Genomic DNA, 15956 nt, shown 5'->3' with positions numbered 1-15956 from the left:
CAAAATCATAACTGGTTTACAAATAAACAATTCGCATTTAGTCCTATAATAGTTTACTTTTGCAAAAAAATTAGCCTTGTGAATTACTTATCAGTAGAAAATATTTCAAAGTCTTTTGGGGAGCGCACGCTTTTCAAGGACATATCGTTTGGGATTAACAAAGACCAAAAAATTGCCTTTATAGCCAAAAATGGTTCCGGAAAAACCACTATAATGAATATCATTAATGGTTTTGACGAACCCGACACTGGCCAAGTGGTGCTTCGAAAAAGCATTCGAATGGCATTTTTGTCACAAGACAATAAATTGCAGGAAGAGTTGACAATTGAAGAAAGCATTTTCGCATCGGATAATGAGAGTTTGAAAGTCATTGAAGCCTACGAAAAAGCATTGGAAAATCCCGAAGATGAAGAAGCTTACCAAAAGGCTTTTGATGGAATGGACCAACACAATGCGTGGGATTTTGAAACGCAATACAAACAAATTTTGTTCAAATTAAAGTTGGAAGACTTTAAACTGAAAGTCAAAAACCTTTCGGGTGGGCAGAAAAAACGTTTGTCACTAGCGATTATTTTGATCAACCGTCCCGACTTATTGATTCTGGATGAGCCTACCAATCACTTGGACTTGGAGATGATCGAATGGTTGGAAAGTTATTTTGCCAAAGAAAACATTACGTTGTTTATGGTTACTCACGACCGTTTCTTCTTGGAGCGTGTTTGTAATGAAATCATTGAACTGGACAACGGAAAAATATACCAATACAAAGGAAATTACTCTTATTATTTGGAGAAAAAAGAAGAACGTATTGCCTCCGAAAATTCTAGTGTAGACAAAGCCCAAAACTTATTTGTAAAGGAATTGGAATGGATGCGTCGTCAACCAAAAGCGAGAACAACCAAATCTAAATCGCGTCAGGATGATTTTTATGTAATAAAGGAAAAAGCACAAAGTCGTCGTCGTGAAAACAAAGTAGAATTGGAAATCAATATGGAGCGTATGGGAAGCAAGATTATTGAGCTTCACAAAATCTCCAAGAAATTCAAAGATCATGTAATTTTGGATCATTTCAGTTTTGATTTTCAACCTGGTGAACGTATTGGAATCATTGGTAAAAACGGAACAGGTAAATCAACTTTCTTGAATTTGGTTACTGGAACTTTACCTCTAGATAGCGGTAGAGTAGTGATTGGCGAAACCATAAAAATTGGTTATTATACTCAAAGTGGGATCAACCCAAAACCGGGTCAACGTGTTATTGATGTTATAAAAGAATACGGAGAATTTATCCCGTTGATGAAAGGACGATTGATTTCGGCATCCCAATTATTGGAGCGTTTCCTTTTTGATTCGAAAAAACAATATGATTTTGTAGACCGATTGAGCGGTGGAGAATTGAAGCGCTTGTACTTGTGTACGGTTTTGATTCAGAATCCAAACTTCTTGATTCTGGATGAGCCAACGAATGATTTGGATATTGTGACCCTGAATGTCTTGGAAAGTTTCCTGATGGATTACCCGGGTTGTTTGCTTGTGGTGTCACACGACAGGTACTTTATGGATAAAATTGTAGATAACTTATTTGTTTTCAGAGGCCAAGGAGAGATTGAAAATTTCCCTGGAAACTATTCCGATTTTAGGGCTTACGAAGACAGTGCCGATGTAGCGCAAAAAGAAGACAATAAAGCCGAAAAGAAAGACTGGAAACAAAACAATCCAACCGGAAATTTGACCTTCAACGAGCAAAAAGAGTTTCAGAAAATTGAGAAAGAAATCAAGGATCTGGAGCTTCAGAAAGCAAACATTGAGCTTTTATTCTCTGAAGGAAAAGTGGCTGATGCCGATATTTCTGCTAAAGCCAAAGAACTGGAAAACATCATCAATAAAATTGAAGATAAAGAGGAGAGATGGTTTGAGCTTTCTGCTAAGATTGAAGGATAAATTTTAGTTTGCAGTGTTCGGTTTGCAGAGGGAGGCACACATTTAAAATAGTTTTTAAAACCACAACAGGATGTAATTTTGTTGTGGTTTTTTCTATTTTTTAACCTAAATTTATCACTCCTAAATCATTCCAATGAAAAAAATAGCACTACTTATTTTTGCAGTCCTCTCCATACAATTACAGGCTCAATCTCCATTTAAAAACGGACAAGATTCTGTTTCGGTCCAAAATAATGAAACTACCAAAAAATGGAATTTTGGAGTAGAATTGGACGTTTTACCTTATGCAACTGGCGGCTATTTTGGCGCGGTATGGGTGGGTAAAGACAAATGGCGTACCCGAGCGCTTATAGCCGATGTCTACAAACCTGATATTACAACCAAAGAGGGTTTTACCAACCATCATGTGCAGGCGTATGCCCTTTTATTGGATCATTTTTTTAAAGACGATTGGAAAGGCTGGTGGATCGCAGCAGGACCTGTTTATTGGAAAAGCAAAATTCAAAGTGATAGCAGTACCGCTACACAAAATTTTGACAACTTCTTATTAAACGGAAGTTTAGGTTATAATTTCACTATTTACAAAAACATCTATATTTCGCCCTGGGCAGGTTTAAGCCTTAAAGTTTCAGGCGACGATGAATTCGTTTTAGACAACAAAGAATACACATTGCCTCTACTCAATCCTGAAGCTTCAATCAAATTTGGAGTTTATTTTTAGTGATTATTATTGCTATAAAGTAAATCCAAAGTATTCGAAAATTATTAATTAAGCATTTACTTTTCAATTAAATCCATTGAAATAAAAACAAAAAACTGATATTTATAATTAGGTCAAGACTCAACTGATTTTTTATATATTTGCCTTTTTTAAAACAACCCCAATATCCATGAAACACCTATTATCTGCATTACTAGCCTTGACACTTTTCATTTCCTGTACCAAAGACAAAGAAGCAACAGTAGATTACGTTGCCAAAAACGAACAAGAAATCAAAGACTATATTACCAAAAATAAACTGACAGCCCAAAGAAGTGAAACTGGTCTATATTATGTAATTAACGAACCTGGAACCGGAGCACAGCCTACTGCAACATCGAACGTAACTGTAGCCTATAAAGGTTATTTTACGAATGGAACTATATTTGATCAAAGTGATGCTAAAGGAATTTCTTTTGGTTTGAACCAAGTTATTAAAGGTTGGACAGAAGGTATTCCTCATTTTAAAACTGGCGGTAGCGGCATTCTTTTGGTTCCGGCACATTTAGGGTATGGAAGCTATGATTACAGTAGTATTCCCGGAGGATCAGTACTTATTTTTGATGTTAAACTAATTTCGGTCAATTAGCGATAATTGTTTCGATTACAATAAAAAAATCCACAACAAAATTTAATTCTGTTGTGGATTTTTTGTTTTATAAAAGTCTTATACAAATGTATTTCAATTTAAATCATAAATTCCTGATCATCTCTATAAGTTTATCCTTTGTCATTGGCTTAATGATGAAATCGGAAACCTCATTGATTGCCTTGGCACGACTAACGTCAGCCGGAGAAATAGATGATGAGCAAATATAAATTGTGATTTTTTTTCCAATCAATGGGTTGATCTTAACATATTCTTCAAGAAACTCCCAACCATCCATAATTGGCATACTGAGATCGAGAAGGATAATATCTGGCAATGCATCAATATTGCCCAAGTTTTCTTTTAGAAAGACCAATGCATCGTAGCCATTGTCAAAAATCTTGATAAGATCTACAAGTTTACTTTGCTCGAGCATTTTGGAAGTTAGAAAAACAAATACTTCATCATCGTCTACTAATGTAAGCTGTTTAATAGTTGTCATAAGTTTTGATTGTTAAATTGAACAAAAAAAGTACTGCCGATATTAGGAATGCTTTCAACCCATATTTTTCCGCCCATGGACTCAATCTGAGTCTTTGTCATAAAAAGCCCAAAGCCTTTTGCATCAGGATGTTTGTGGAATGTTTTTCTAATTTTAAAAAGATTGTTTCTGTGCAAATCCAGATCAATTCCTAGACCATTATCACAGACAGAAAAAAGTACCGAATTGTTTACTTTTTTACATTCTATTTTAATATTTGGCTTACGCTCTGGCGACTTATATTTCAGTGCATTGCTGACCAAATTGGTAATAATGCTTTCAAGATATTTATGCGGGAAGTAAATCATTGGAGCTTCACTGGCATCTAGTTTAATATTAGCCTCATATTCCTTAATTTGGGCTTCAAAACCAATAAGTACATTATCCAGACAATCTTTTAAATAATTTTTATCGGATTCAATCCCTGTTTCCTGTTGCACTTGAATAGATTCAACTAATTCGTTGAATATATCCATCAGATGATTTACTACGGGTTTTATTTTGGAATGCATCATTTGACGTTCCTCTTCATCAGTGCTTTGATCAATATAATCAATGAGCATTGAGATATTAATCAATGGTGCTCTTAAATTGTGTGAAACTATGTTGCAGAAATCAATTAGCTGAGTATTCTTGTATTCTAAGGCAGAAGAATATCTTATCAGATCTTCCTCGGCCTTTTTTCGCAGTGTAATATCAGAGCGAATTGCAACATATTGAAAAGGCTTACCTACCTCATTGAGAAAAGGAACTATAGTGGTATCTACCCAGTAATAGGATCCGTCTTTAGCTCTGTTTTTGAGTTCGCCTTTCCAAATCTTACCATGGCCGATGGTAACCCACAGATCACGAATAAATTCTTTGGGATGAAAACCTGAATTAATGATTCGATGGTCTTTTCCAATCAACTCTTCCCTGCTGAATTTTGAAATCTTGCAAAAATTATCGTTTACAAAATTGATAATCCCCTTTTGGTCAGTGATTGCTACGATGGAAGATTCATCAAGAGCAAATTTATAATCGGATACTTCCTTCAGACTTTTGAGTAAACTTTCTTCACTCTGCTTGCGTTGCGTAATATCTGAGCGTATAGCCACATATTGATAAGGTTTACCATCTTGGTTTAAAAAAGGAACAATTGTTGTATCTACCCAATACACGGTTCCGTCCTTTGCCTTATTTTTGAGTTCACCCTTCCATATTTTTCCATTGGCAATAGTTACCCACAAGTCCCTAATAAATTCTTTAGGATGAAAACTAGAATTAATAATTCGATGATCTCTCCCTATTAACTCTTCCCTGCTGTATTTTGAGATCTTACAAAAGTTGTCGTTTGCATGTATAATAATTCCCTTTGGATCGGTAATCGCTACGATTGAAGACTCGTCAAGTGCATATTTATAATCATCAAGCTCTTTCATAATTAATTGAGGGATTATTATGGTTATAAAAAAAGTATATTCAATTCTTCTAATTCAGTATACAATTTCCTGAAAAAAACCAGGATATTCGTGAGCTCATAAATTATCAATAAAACGATCAATTATAAATTGACAAAAAAAATAACGCATTCATTTTTCATTGCAAGTTAGGATAAAAAGAAATACATTTCATACATATTAACTTTTTATTGATAAACATTTTATAAAAAATAAAGAAAATTCCCGTTTAGGCATAAGTCTCACTACTACAGATCACATATTCATTGGTTAGCAAAAAAATAATAAATTATAAGAATTAACCCTACAATCAAAGAAAAAACAATCACTAAAAAGGTTTCTTTAAAAATAAATTTCTTAAATTTACTATGCGTTTTTTGGAATTCTATTCCAGTTTAGAAGAGAAATAGAATCATATTCCTTACTGGTTTAAGCCAGTTAATTAATTTTAGATGTTTTTTTATCATTTATTCTATACTCAGACATTATGGAAAATTTATCTTTAAGACCAAAAGGCGATTTTACTTGGACTGCAGAGTACAAAGAGTTATATATTCTGACTGAACATTGGCAGTCGGATTTGAAATTTTATAAAGATGATTTACTTTTTTTATATCATCTTATTGACAAATATTTCATTTGGCTAATCAATAAAGAAAATCTGGACGAAATGAGAGTTCTGTCATCTGGCTTGTCTGAAGCTAGCACAGACTGTGATAGATTGCTTGAGAAAACGTCTAAACATCTGGCTCACTTGGCCGAACTAATTGATGATCCTTTTAAATATGATTCCCATAAATTTAGAAGCGAACATGAAGAATTAGAAAATGAAATTGCATCTTTTATCAAAAAATTCAGAAAAATAAAAAAAGAAACTTTTACTGACATGGAACACGTTATTGAAAAGGAAGTTAAAAAACTAACTCCTTAAACTATTACAAGCTCGGGGGCCCAGAAACGTAAAATTACCTTAGTTTATATTCATTATTAGCGTTTTGATAATATTGAAATATTTTCTTCATTGGCAAAATAAAAATGAAAAAACCACGACAGAATTAGATTTTGTCGTGGTTTTCTTTTAAAAATTTTAGGCTTTACCAAGCAATAGGATTGTAATCTTTTAAAAACTTCCCGCACCAGTGTTTTCCTGTATTAATACCGTCAAACAACGGATCCATAACACGTGCAGCACCATCGACAATATCTAGTGGCGGTTGAAAATCTTGTTCTTCTTGTTTTCTTTTGGCCAGTTCTGCAGGATCTTCGTCGGTTACCCAACCCGTATCAACGGCATTCATAAAAATTCCGTCTTTTGCAAGAGTACCAGCAGCGGTGTGTGTCAGCATATTGAGTGCAGCTTTGGCCATATTGGTATGCGGATGGCGGTCTTCTTTAAAATCGCGGTAAAACTTCCCTTCCATAGCCGAAACATTTATAATATGTTTTTTACCTGTTTTGTCTTTCTTCATCACTTCCGAAAGACGATTGCACAATACAAATGGCGCTACCGAATTCACCAACTGCACTTCAATCATTTCGGTGGTTTCAATTTGCCCCAATTTCAAACGCCAGCTGTTTACTTTTCTCAAATCTACTTGTTGCAAATCGGCATCGAGTTCTCCTTCAGGAAAAACTTCCTTTGCAACCAAAGCATTATCAAAAGAATATGGAATTTGAGATAATTTGGCGGAAGCCCTCAAACCAATTCCAGGTTCGGGTCCGTGCCAAGTGACTGGCATATTTTCATTAGATGAAAAGCCTGTTGTCAATACTTTCAATTCATCCAAACAATTGGCATGGTCCAATAATAATTCCTGAGCCGATTTTGGCAAAGTCGCTATTGGCCGCTCTTCGTTTTCCATTAAATGCGTATAGAATCCTGCTGGGCGTCTTACCGTTTGCGCCGCATTATTAATTAAAATATCCAATCGACCGTATTTTTGCTCTATAAAATTGCAAAAAATCTCCACGCTCGGAATATGTCTCAAATCCAATCCATGAATTTTCAAGCGATGTCCCCATTCCATAAAATCGTCTTCCTTTGCAAAGCGCAAAGCGGAATCCACCGGAAAACGAGTCGTTGCGATGACCGTGGCTCCACCTCGTAACAGCATTAAAGTAATATGATAACCAATTTTTAATCGAGAACCTGTAATCACGGCAATTTGCCCTTTTACATCCGCTGTTTGAAAACGCTTGGCATAATTAAAATCGCCACATTCGGAACACATTGAATCGTAAAAATGATGCATTCTGGTAAACTCTGTTTTGCATACGTAACACTTTCTAGGCGTCTCAAGTTCCAACTGTTCTTTATCAATAAGATCATTTACAGCCAATAATTTTGGCGCTACAAATATACTTGCTTCGCGAGCAGAACGGATTCCGGTTTCTTTACGAGCTGTTCTGTCTTTCTTTTCCTGTTTGCGTTTGGCAACTGCTTTTCCGTCTTTTTTTCTTTTTGTAAACTCATCACGGTCGGGACGCGAAAATTGTCCTGCTGCTTTGATTAGAGCAATTCTTTGTTCTTTGGGTATTTCAAAAATTTGATCTGTATCTGTATTCAGTTGTGTCAAAATAGTGATGCATTGGTTTATTTTTTCCAATGTTACTGCACTTTTAATTTCCGTTTCTTCCGTCATCATTATAATTCTTTGCTATTCTTGGTACAAATTCCAAGCGCGCAAATATAGTCTTTAAAGTGAGATGTAAAATAGTAAATAGTGTCATCCTTGAATCCTTCTAATTTTATATTCACTTCTCACTATTTAACTTTTTAGTATCTTCGTCCTCTCTTTACAAAACTGTGATTGAATTTTTATGCTATTTCAAATCAAATCCTATCTCAAATTTCTTTGGCATTCTAAAAATGAACACGCTGTACATTCTCCATTTGTCTTTAATTTATTGACCAAATGCTTTTATGACAAGGAATTCAAACCAGAATATAACATTTTAAAAAACTACCGAAATGAACTTTTACAGAACAAAAACACCATTGAAGTTTCTGATTTTGGTGCAGGTTCTCGGGTTTTTAAATCAAATACCAGACCAATTGCCAAAATTGTGAAAACAGCGGGAATTTCGCCCAAACGTGCGGAACTTTTGTATCGAATTGTCAATTATTTTCAACCCGAAACGATATTGGAAATTGGAACTTCGTTAGGATTGGCCACTTCTGCCCTTTCGTTGGGAAATTCGAAAGCAAAAATCACAACGCTTGAAGGCTGTCCAGAAACAGCAAAAAAGGCTCAATTACAATTGCGAAAATTTAACTGTAGTAATGTCAAATCTATTATTACTGAATTTAATAGTTATTTAGAAATCTGCAATCTAAAATCTAAAATCTGCGATCTGATATATTTCGACGGGAACCATTCCAAAAAAGCCACCTTAGACTATTTCGAATTGTTATTACCAACCACTGCAAACGAAACAGTATGGATATTTGATGACATTCACTGGTCCAAGGAAATGGAAGAAGCTTGGGATATTATAAGAAAACACCCGAAAGTTACTGTAAGCATTGATACTTTTCAATGGGGACTGGTTTTCTTTCGATACGAACAACCCAAACAGCATTTTGTAATCAGAACCTAGGTTTTTGTATATTTAAATTTCAAAATCACAGCATGGATATCAAACAAATTTTTGAGAATAATAGAAATTGGATTATTAAACAGCTTAAGATTGACAAGGATTATTTTAAAAAATTGTCAAAAGGGCAATCTCCGGAATTTCTTTATATAGGTTGCTCAGACAGTCGCGTTTCTGCCGAAGAGCTTATGGGATTAGAACCCGGTGAGGTATTCGTGCATCGGAATATTGCCAATATGGTTCCTAATACAGATCTCAACTCGATGTCGGTGATCAATTATGCGGTAGTTCATTTAAAAGTAAGTAACATAGTTGTTTGTGGGCATTATGGTTGCGGTGGCGTGCATGCAGCTATGCAACAATCGGATTTGGGGATTTTAAATCCTTGGTTGAGAAATATTCGTGATGTATATCGCATTCACCAGAAAGAATTGGATGCGATAACTAATGAAAATGAAAAATATAAAAAGTTGGTAGAATTGAATGTACAGGAACAATGCATCAATATCATCAAAACAGCCGAAGTTCAAAAAGCAAATAATGAACGGGATTTAAAAGTTTATGGATGGGTTTTTGATATTCATAGCGGACAATTAATTGATTTAAATATCAACTTTACCGAAATATTGAAAGATATTAGAAAGATTTACAAAATATCAAACTAATCTAGAATTCATTTATATAAAACAAAAAAAGACAGTCACCCCCATGACTGTCAATTCCCATTTTAAATAACCAAATCTTTTGTTTTTAATTAGACTTGCCTACTAAAATGAATTGTACAAGTAATTGAAATTAAATTTAAAAAAAACGACAACCATCGCTGATTGTCATTTTTCAGTTTGAATTAATAATTAATTATTCTTTTGCTTTAGACATCTCATCCGATTTGGCTCCCATTCTGTTCAATGTATACATAGGTGCAAATTTCAATTTCAATCCAGAAATTTTCATATTGTCTTTTGAGGTAAGCCCTTCTTTTTCAACTGTATTTTTTCGGCTATCCAAAGCTTCATACATCAATTTTACTTCATCCCAATCCTCACGCGTATAACTGTCTTTATTTTTTTGAGCTGTATCCACAAATAATTGATAAACACTTAGAATATTATTCGCATTTACCCAATTGAAATTCATGTCATTCCCCACTTTTCCCTCGCCAAATAATGTATTTCTCAATTGCTGTTTTGGGCTAGCAGCTATCACGGCTCTATTTTCAGCTTCTACCTGAGCATCCATTTTTGCTTTCAATTCTTCATATTTTGCTCTACTTGCATTGATACGTTCTTGCGCTTTTACATTATCTTTCAAATTTGCCAAAGCATTTTCAGCTTCAGTATTTCTCAACTCGTATGTAGTTTCAATAGACTGCCAGTTACCTTTAACAGAGGTAGAATCCATATTTCCTAATGAATCCACATAAACGACATATGTTTCAACTGATTTCTCTGCTTGCATTTCTTTCTCATCTTTACAAGACGAAAATCCTAAAGCAATTAAGGCCATTCCCAATAATAATTTTCTAGTTTTCATAATTTTTGATTTGTTAAACATTACACTAGCAAATGTAGCCCCAGTAGTATTATATCTAATTTATATGAAGTAATTATACAAATAATCAAAAATATTATGAAACAAACTAAAAACACTCTGTTAATTCACCAAGTTTCAAAAAAGCAATAAACATATTTTGTACCATCCTTTTTATTTGGAATAATCAACAACAAAAAATGATATTAAATCCTAAAATTGTAACAAAAATCAAATTCAATCTACTTATGAGTAATTCAAAAGTTTTTGTACTTTTAAAATCGAAAAACAACAATCTACAATCTAAAATTCTAATGAAAAACCCATTAATAAAAATCACCAATATCAAACGAGATTTTGTACTAGGAAATGAAATAGTGTATGTACTAAAAGGCATTGATTTAGAAATTAACAAAGGTGAATATGTAGCTTTAATGGGACCTTCTGGATCTGGAAAATCTACATTGATGAATTTATTAGGTTGTTTAGATACTCCTACGTCGGGTACCTATATTTTAAACGGTAAAAATGTGAGTCATATGAAAGATGATGAGCTGGCCGAAATTAGAAACAAAGAAATTGGTTTTGTTTTTCAGACATTTAATCTTTTACCAAGAACTACTGCACTTGACAATGTGGCTTTACCAATGATTTATGCGGGTCATTCCAAATCCGAAAGAAACACCCGTGCTACCGAAGTGTTAAATCAGGTCAATCTTGGCGACAGAATGGACCACCAACCCAATCAACTTTCTGGAGGACAGCGCCAGCGTGTAGCTATTGCTCGAGCATTGGTCAACAAACCATCGATTATTCTTGCCGATGAACCAACTGGAAATCTGGACAGTAAGACCTCTTTGGAAATCATGAAACTTTTTGGTGATATTCATGCTCAGGGAAACACTGTAATTTTGGTAACTCACGAAGAAGAAATTGCCGCTTACGCTCACAGAATTATTCGATTGCGAGATGGATTGATTGAAAGCGATACTACTAAATAGTTTATTCGTTTAATCGTTATTTGTTTAACCGATTAAACGATTAACCGATTAAACAACAGAAATGAAAGTATATACAAAAACCGGAGATGGCGGAACTACAGCCCTTTTTGGAGGTACTCGTGTACCAAAAGATCACGCACGCATCGAAAGTTATGGAACAGTCGATGAATTGAACTCTTATATTGGATTAATTCGCGATCAGGAAATAAACAGTCACTACAAAGAAATTCTGATCGAGATACAAGATCGATTGTTTACTGTAGGAGCCATTCTTGCTACTCCTCCAGAAAAAGAGGTTATGAAAAATGGAGAACTTCGTTTAAAAAAACTTGGAATTTTGGAATCTGATATTGAATTATTAGAAAACGAAATTGATACGATGGAAGAAAAGCTTCCGCCAATGACGCACTTTGTTTTACCTGGAGGACATCAAACTGTGTCATATTGTCATATTGCGCGTTGCGTTTGCCGTCGCGCAGAACGCCTTGCTGTCCATTTAAGTCATAATGAACCTGTTGCCGAAATAGCCATTAAATACTTAAACCGACTTTCTGACTATCTTTTTGTATTGGCACGAAAATTGTCTCTTGATTTAAACGCTGACGAAGTAAAATGGATACCAAGAAAATAGTATCCAGTTTGCAGATGGTAGTTTACTGTATTTTAGAAAAGAATTTTAGTTTCAAATCTGAAATCTGTTATCCTAAATCTGTTGTCTGAAAAAACGTTCTTAACTTTTTTTTAAAAATAAATGGTTTTTTACTTGTCTTTTTCAGTAAAAAATTTATTTTTGCACAAAACTAAATCGACAAATATGTATTGGACATTAGAATTAGCATCATATTTAAGCGATGCACCGTGGCCTGCTAACAAAGACGAACTTATTGACTACGCTATTAGAGCAGGAGCTCCATTAGAAGTAGTAGAAAACCTTCAGTCTATTGAGGACGAAGGCGAGATATATGAATCAATGGAAGAAATTTGGCCAGATTATCCTACCGACGAAGATTATCTTTGGAACGAGGATGAATATTAAAAAGTAAACCAAGAAAAAGTCTCAAAAGAGGCTTTTTTTTTGTTTAAATTTACACAGTTATATTAAATAGAAATAAAAATAAATCATGAGTTTCATAAACAGTATTATCAAAGTCTTTGTTGGTGATAAATCCCAAAAAGATGTCAAAGCTTTACAACCTTATTTAAACAAAATAAAAACTTTCGAAAGCACATTACAATCATTATCACATGATGAATTAAGAGCTAGAACCGTTTTTTTTAAAGAAAAACTTAAACAAGCGCGTGCCGAAAAGGATGCCAAAATTGCTGCGCTTCAAGTTGAAGTTGAAAGCATTGAAGATATCGACAAACGTGAAGATATATACATCGCTATTGACGCTCTTGAAAAAGAAGCCTACGATATCTCTGAAAAAACGTTAATGGAAATTCTTCCTGAAGCGTTTGCCGTAGTAAAAGAAACAGCAAGACGTTTTAAAGACAACACACAAATTACCGTAACCGCTACTGCAAAAGACAGAGAGCTTTCGGCTACAAAAAGTTATATTACCCTAGATGGCGATAATGCTATTTGGGCAAACACTTGGAACGCCGCAGGTAAAGAAATTACTTGGGACATGATTCACTATGATGTTCAATTAATAGGCGGAATGGTATTGCATGAAGGAAAGGTTGCCGAAATGCAAACCGGAGAAGGTAAAACATTGGTCGCTACTTTACCATTATACTTGAATGCCTTGACTGGAAACGGTGTGCACCTTGTAACGGTAAATGATTACTTGGCCAAACGTGACAGTACCTGGAAAGCACCTTTATTCGAATTCCATGGTTTAACTGTAGATTGTATCGACAACCACCAACCGAGTTCTGAGGGAAGAAAAAATGCTTATAATGCTGATATTACTTACGGTACCAACAACGAATTTGGTTTTGATTACCTAAGAGACAATATGGCGCATTCGCCAGAAGATTTGGTACAAAGAAAACACAATTATGCGATTGTCGATGAGGTCGATTCAGTTTTGATTGATGATGCAAGAACTCCACTTATTATATCTGGTCCGGTTCCTCAAGGAGATCGCCATGAATTTAACGAATTGAAACCAAAAATTGAAAATTTGGTGGCGTTACAACGTCAATTGGCAAATGGTTTTCTGGCTGAAGCCAAAAAATTAATCAAAGAAGGAAATACCAAAGATGGTGGTTTCTTATTATTGAGAGCCTACAGAAGTTTGCCTAAAAACAAAGCGTTAATTAAGTTTTTGAGTGAAGAAGGAATCAAACAATTGCTTCAAAAAACAGAGAACTCTTATATGCAGGACAACAATCGCGAAATGCCAAAAGTTGACGAGGCTTTGTATTTTGTAATTGAAGAAAAAAACAATCAGGTTGAATTGACTGATAACGGAATCAAATTCCTTTCCGGAGATACAGATGCTGACTTTTTTGTACTTCCAGACATTGGAACAGAAATTGCAGCTATCGAAAAGAAAAAACTAGACAAAGATGCAGAAGCTGAAGAAAAAGAAAAGTTATTTCAGGATTTTGGAATAAAAAGCGAGCGTATTCATACTTTGACACAGCTTTTGAAAGCATATGCTTTATTTGAAAAAGATGTAGAGTATGTAATCATGGACAACAAAATTATGATTGTCGATGAGCAAACAGGTCGTATCATGGATGGTCGTCGTTATTCTGATGGTTTACACCAAGCTATTGAAGCCAAAGAAAACGTAAAAATCGAAGCGGCTACCCAAACATTTGCAACCGTTACACTTCAGAATTATTTCAGAATGTACAACAAATTAGGTGGTATGACCGGAACGGCTGTTACTGAAGCAGGTGAGTTATGGCAAATCTACAAACTCGATGTAGTAGAAATTCCGACCAACAGAGGAATGGCCCGATTAGACAAAGAAGACTATATCTATAAAACAACCCGTGAAAAGTTTAATGCTGTAATCGAGGATGTAACTGAATTATCTAAAGCAGGAAGACCAGTGCTTATTGGTACAACTTCGGTTGAGATTTCAGAATTATTGAGCAGAATGTTGAAAATGCGAGGTGTAACCCACAACGTATTGAATGCAAAAATGCACAAACAAGAAGCACAAATTGTGGAAGAAGCCGGAAAAGCAGGAGTGGTAACAATAGCAACAAATATGGCGGGTCGTGGTACCGATATCAAGCTAACTCCTGAAGTAAAAGCAGCTGGAGGTTTGGCAATTGTAGGTACAGAACGTCATGATTCACGTCGTGTCGACCGTCAGTTACGTGGTCGTGCCGGACGTCAGGGAGATCCCGGAAGTTCTCAGTTTTATGTTTCCCTAGAAGACAACTTAATGCGTTTGTTTGGTTCTGAAAGAGTAGCCAAAGTGATGGATAGAATGGGATTACAAGAAGGCGAAGTGATTCAGCATTCTATGATGACCAAATCTATCGAACGTGCGCAGAAAAAAGTAGAAGAAAACAACTTTGGTGTTCGTAAACGTTTATTGGAATATGATGATGTAATGAATGCGCAACGTGAAGTAGTATACAAACGTCGTCGTCATGCTTTGTTTGGAGAACGTTTAAAATTGGATATTGCCAATATGCTTTATGATACTTGCGAATTGATCGTTGACGTGAATAAAGCAAGAAATAGTTTCAAAGATTTTGAATTTGATATTATTCGTTATTTCTCTTTCACATCACCAATCTCTGAAGCAGATTTTTCTAAATTGACCGAAATTGAAATCACAGGTAAATTGTATAAAGCAACCTTAGAATTTTATACTCAAAAAACAGAAAGAAGTGCCAGAGAAGCATTTCCTATCATTAAAAATGTTTATGAGGACAGAAATAATCATTTTGAACGTATTGTAGTTCCGTTTACCGATGGAATCAAAATGTTTAATGTAGTTACCGATTTAAAGAAAGCCTACGAAACGGAAGGAAATCAACTGATAGCCGATTTTGAAAAGAACATTACTTTATCAATTGTTGACGAAGCTTGGAAAAAACATTTACGCAAAATGGACGAATTGAAACAATCGGTTCAATTGGCTGTACACGAACAAAAAGATCCATTGCTTATTTACAAATTAGAAGCCTTCAATTTGTTCCGTTCTATGCTTGACAATGTCAATAAAGAAGTAATATCCTTTTTGTTTAAAGGTGATTTACCTGCGCAAAACGCGCCTGTTATTGAAGAAGCCAGAGTCGTACGCCAAAAAGAAGATTACAAATTGAGCAAAGACGAAATTCCAAATAGTGAAAATGACAATCATGAAGCTGGGCAAACCCAACAACGACAAGTTACCGAAACAATCGTTCGCGACCAGCCAAAAATAAATCGTAACGATACAGTTACAATCCAAAATGTTGCCAATGGGCAAACACAAGAAATGAAATTTAAGAAAGCCGAAAGTTTAATCGCTAGCGGAGCTTGGGTTTTGGTTTCTTAAAAAAAACAAATTTTGATTTGAATCCTCAATTACGAAAGTAGTTGGGGATTTTTTTTACACTTTAATGTAATAGCCAGAAATTACAAAACATTCAA

14 protein-coding genes are annotated in these 15956 nt (G+C 34.8%); 10 read left to right on the top strand and 4 right to left on the bottom strand.

The annotated features are described in order from the left end of the window. Positions 1–78: 78 nt before the first annotated feature. From OLM57_RS09915 to OLM57_RS09905, 3 genes are all read left to right on the top strand, one after another. Positions 79–1941 carry an ABC-F family ATP-binding cassette domain-containing protein gene (locus tag OLM57_RS09915; protein WP_264563536.1) on the top strand — a complete coding sequence of 621 codons (1863 nt, stop codon included), beginning with the start codon at positions 79–81 and terminating at the stop codon, positions 1939–1941. Positions 1942–2074: 133 nt separating this feature from the next. After that, complete coding sequence (locus OLM57_RS09910) at positions 2075–2662, top strand: hypothetical protein (RefSeq protein WP_264563535.1); 588 nt, start codon at positions 2075–2077, stop codon at positions 2660–2662. Positions 2663–2831: 169 nt separating this feature from the next. After that, on the top strand, positions 2832–3290 hold the full coding sequence (locus tag OLM57_RS09905) for an FKBP-type peptidyl-prolyl cis-trans isomerase (RefSeq protein ID WP_264563534.1): 459 nt from the start codon (positions 2832–2834) through the stop codon (positions 3288–3290). Between the two features lie 103 nt (positions 3291–3393). On the opposite strand, the gene OLM57_RS09900 is transcribed toward OLM57_RS09905, so the two are convergent. Then, a complete protein-coding gene (locus OLM57_RS09900; protein ID WP_264563533.1) occupies positions 3394–3792 on the bottom strand; it encodes a response regulator in 399 nt (132 codons plus the stop codon). Continuing rightward, positions 3789–5252, bottom strand: coding sequence for a PAS domain-containing sensor histidine kinase (locus OLM57_RS09895; protein ID WP_264563532.1), 1464 nt, complete (start codon positions 5250–5252; stop codon positions 3789–3791). The genes OLM57_RS09900 and OLM57_RS09895 overlap by 4 nt, the downstream gene beginning before the upstream one ends. A 505-nt stretch (positions 5253–5757) precedes the next feature. Here OLM57_RS09895 and OLM57_RS09890 point away from each other — a divergent pair. Further along, positions 5758–6201, top strand: coding sequence for a hypothetical protein (locus OLM57_RS09890; RefSeq protein WP_264563531.1), 444 nt, complete (start codon positions 5758–5760; stop codon positions 6199–6201). Between the two features lie 163 nt (positions 6202–6364). On the opposite strand, the gene OLM57_RS09885 is transcribed toward OLM57_RS09890, so the two are convergent. Beyond that, positions 6365–7915, bottom strand: coding sequence for an SDR family NAD(P)-dependent oxidoreductase (locus tag OLM57_RS09885; protein WP_264563530.1), 1551 nt, complete (start codon positions 7913–7915; stop codon positions 6365–6367). Positions 7916–8090: 175 nt separating this feature from the next. On the opposite strand from OLM57_RS09885, the gene OLM57_RS09880 reads away from it, so the two are divergent. Both OLM57_RS09880 and OLM57_RS09875 read left to right on the top strand, forming a co-directional pair. Then, on the top strand, positions 8091–8870 hold the full coding sequence (locus tag OLM57_RS09880; protein ID WP_264563529.1) for an O-methyltransferase: 780 nt from the start codon (positions 8091–8093) through the stop codon (positions 8868–8870). Positions 8871–8902: 32 nt separating this feature from the next. Further along, complete coding sequence (locus OLM57_RS09875) at positions 8903–9532, top strand: carbonic anhydrase (protein ID WP_264563528.1); 630 nt, start codon at positions 8903–8905, stop codon at positions 9530–9532. Between the two features lie 193 nt (positions 9533–9725). Here the strand turns inward: OLM57_RS09875 and OLM57_RS09870 are convergent, their stop codons facing one another. Beyond that, a complete protein-coding gene (locus OLM57_RS09870; protein ID WP_264563527.1) occupies positions 9726–10400 on the bottom strand; it encodes a DUF6565 domain-containing protein in 675 nt (224 codons plus the stop codon). 311 nt (positions 10401–10711) lie between these two features. Between OLM57_RS09870 and OLM57_RS09865 the strand changes: the two genes are divergently transcribed. The 4 genes from OLM57_RS09865 to secA all read left to right on the top strand — a co-directional run bounded on the left by OLM57_RS09865 (position 10712) and on the right by secA (position 15861). Further along, positions 10712–11398 (top strand): ABC transporter ATP-binding protein, encoded by a 687-nt coding sequence (locus OLM57_RS09865; RefSeq protein ID WP_264563526.1) that lies wholly within the window; start codon positions 10712–10714, stop codon positions 11396–11398. Positions 11399–11459: 61 nt separating this feature from the next. Next, positions 11460–12029, top strand: coding sequence for a cob(I)yrinic acid a,c-diamide adenosyltransferase (locus OLM57_RS09860; RefSeq protein ID WP_264563525.1), 570 nt, complete (start codon positions 11460–11462; stop codon positions 12027–12029). 183 nt (positions 12030–12212) lie between these two features. Next, positions 12213–12434 (top strand): DUF2795 domain-containing protein, encoded by a 222-nt coding sequence (locus OLM57_RS09855; protein WP_007138072.1) that lies wholly within the window; start codon positions 12213–12215, stop codon positions 12432–12434. Positions 12435–12519: 85 nt separating this feature from the next. Further along, positions 12520–15861: a preprotein translocase subunit SecA gene (secA, locus tag OLM57_RS09850; protein WP_264563524.1), complete on the top strand. Its 3342-nt coding sequence runs from the start codon at positions 12520–12522 to the stop codon at positions 15859–15861. Positions 15862–15956: the final 95 nt, after the last annotated feature.

The organism is Flavobacterium sp. N3904, from assembly GCF_025947305.1.
Classification (GTDB): domain Bacteria; phylum Bacteroidota; class Bacteroidia; order Flavobacteriales; family Flavobacteriaceae; genus Flavobacterium.
Note: the sequence above shows the minus strand (reverse complement) of the source record. Positions and strands in the feature narration are given on the sequence as shown.

What these genes read in the sequence shown, in the direction of transcription:
- OLM57_RS09910 (WP_264563535.1), top strand. Translation starts at nt 2,075, where the DNA reads ATGAAAAAAATAGCACTACTTATTTTTGCAGTCCTCTCCATACAATTA.
- OLM57_RS09905 (WP_264563534.1), top strand. Translation starts at nt 2,832, where the DNA reads ATGAAACACCTATTATCTGCATTACTAGCCTTGACACTTTTCATTTCC.
- OLM57_RS09900 (WP_264563533.1), bottom strand. Translation starts at nt 3,792, where the DNA reads ATGACAACTATTAAACAGCTTACATTAGTAGACGATGATGAAGTATTT.
- OLM57_RS09895 (WP_264563532.1), bottom strand. Translation starts at nt 5,252, where the DNA reads ATGAAAGAGCTTGATGATTATAAATATGCACTTGACGAGTCTTCAATC.
- OLM57_RS09890 (WP_264563531.1), top strand. Translation starts at nt 5,758, where the DNA reads ATGGAAAATTTATCTTTAAGACCAAAAGGCGATTTTACTTGGACTGCA.
- OLM57_RS09885 (WP_264563530.1), bottom strand. Translation starts at nt 7,915, where the DNA reads ATGATGACGGAAGAAACGGAAATTAAAAGTGCAGTAACATTGGAAAAA.
- OLM57_RS09880 (WP_264563529.1), top strand. Translation starts at nt 8,091, where the DNA reads ATGCTATTTCAAATCAAATCCTATCTCAAATTTCTTTGGCATTCTAAA.
- OLM57_RS09875 (WP_264563528.1), top strand. Translation starts at nt 8,903, where the DNA reads ATGGATATCAAACAAATTTTTGAGAATAATAGAAATTGGATTATTAAA.
- OLM57_RS09870 (WP_264563527.1), bottom strand. Translation starts at nt 10,400, where the DNA reads ATGAAAACTAGAAAATTATTATTGGGAATGGCCTTAATTGCTTTAGGA.
- OLM57_RS09865 (WP_264563526.1), top strand. Translation starts at nt 10,712, where the DNA reads ATGAAAAACCCATTAATAAAAATCACCAATATCAAACGAGATTTTGTA.
- OLM57_RS09860 (WP_264563525.1), top strand. Translation starts at nt 11,460, where the DNA reads ATGAAAGTATATACAAAAACCGGAGATGGCGGAACTACAGCCCTTTTT.
- OLM57_RS09855 (WP_007138072.1), top strand. Translation starts at nt 12,213, where the DNA reads ATGTATTGGACATTAGAATTAGCATCATATTTAAGCGATGCACCGTGG.
- secA (WP_264563524.1), top strand. Translation starts at nt 12,520, where the DNA reads ATGAGTTTCATAAACAGTATTATCAAAGTCTTTGTTGGTGATAAATCC.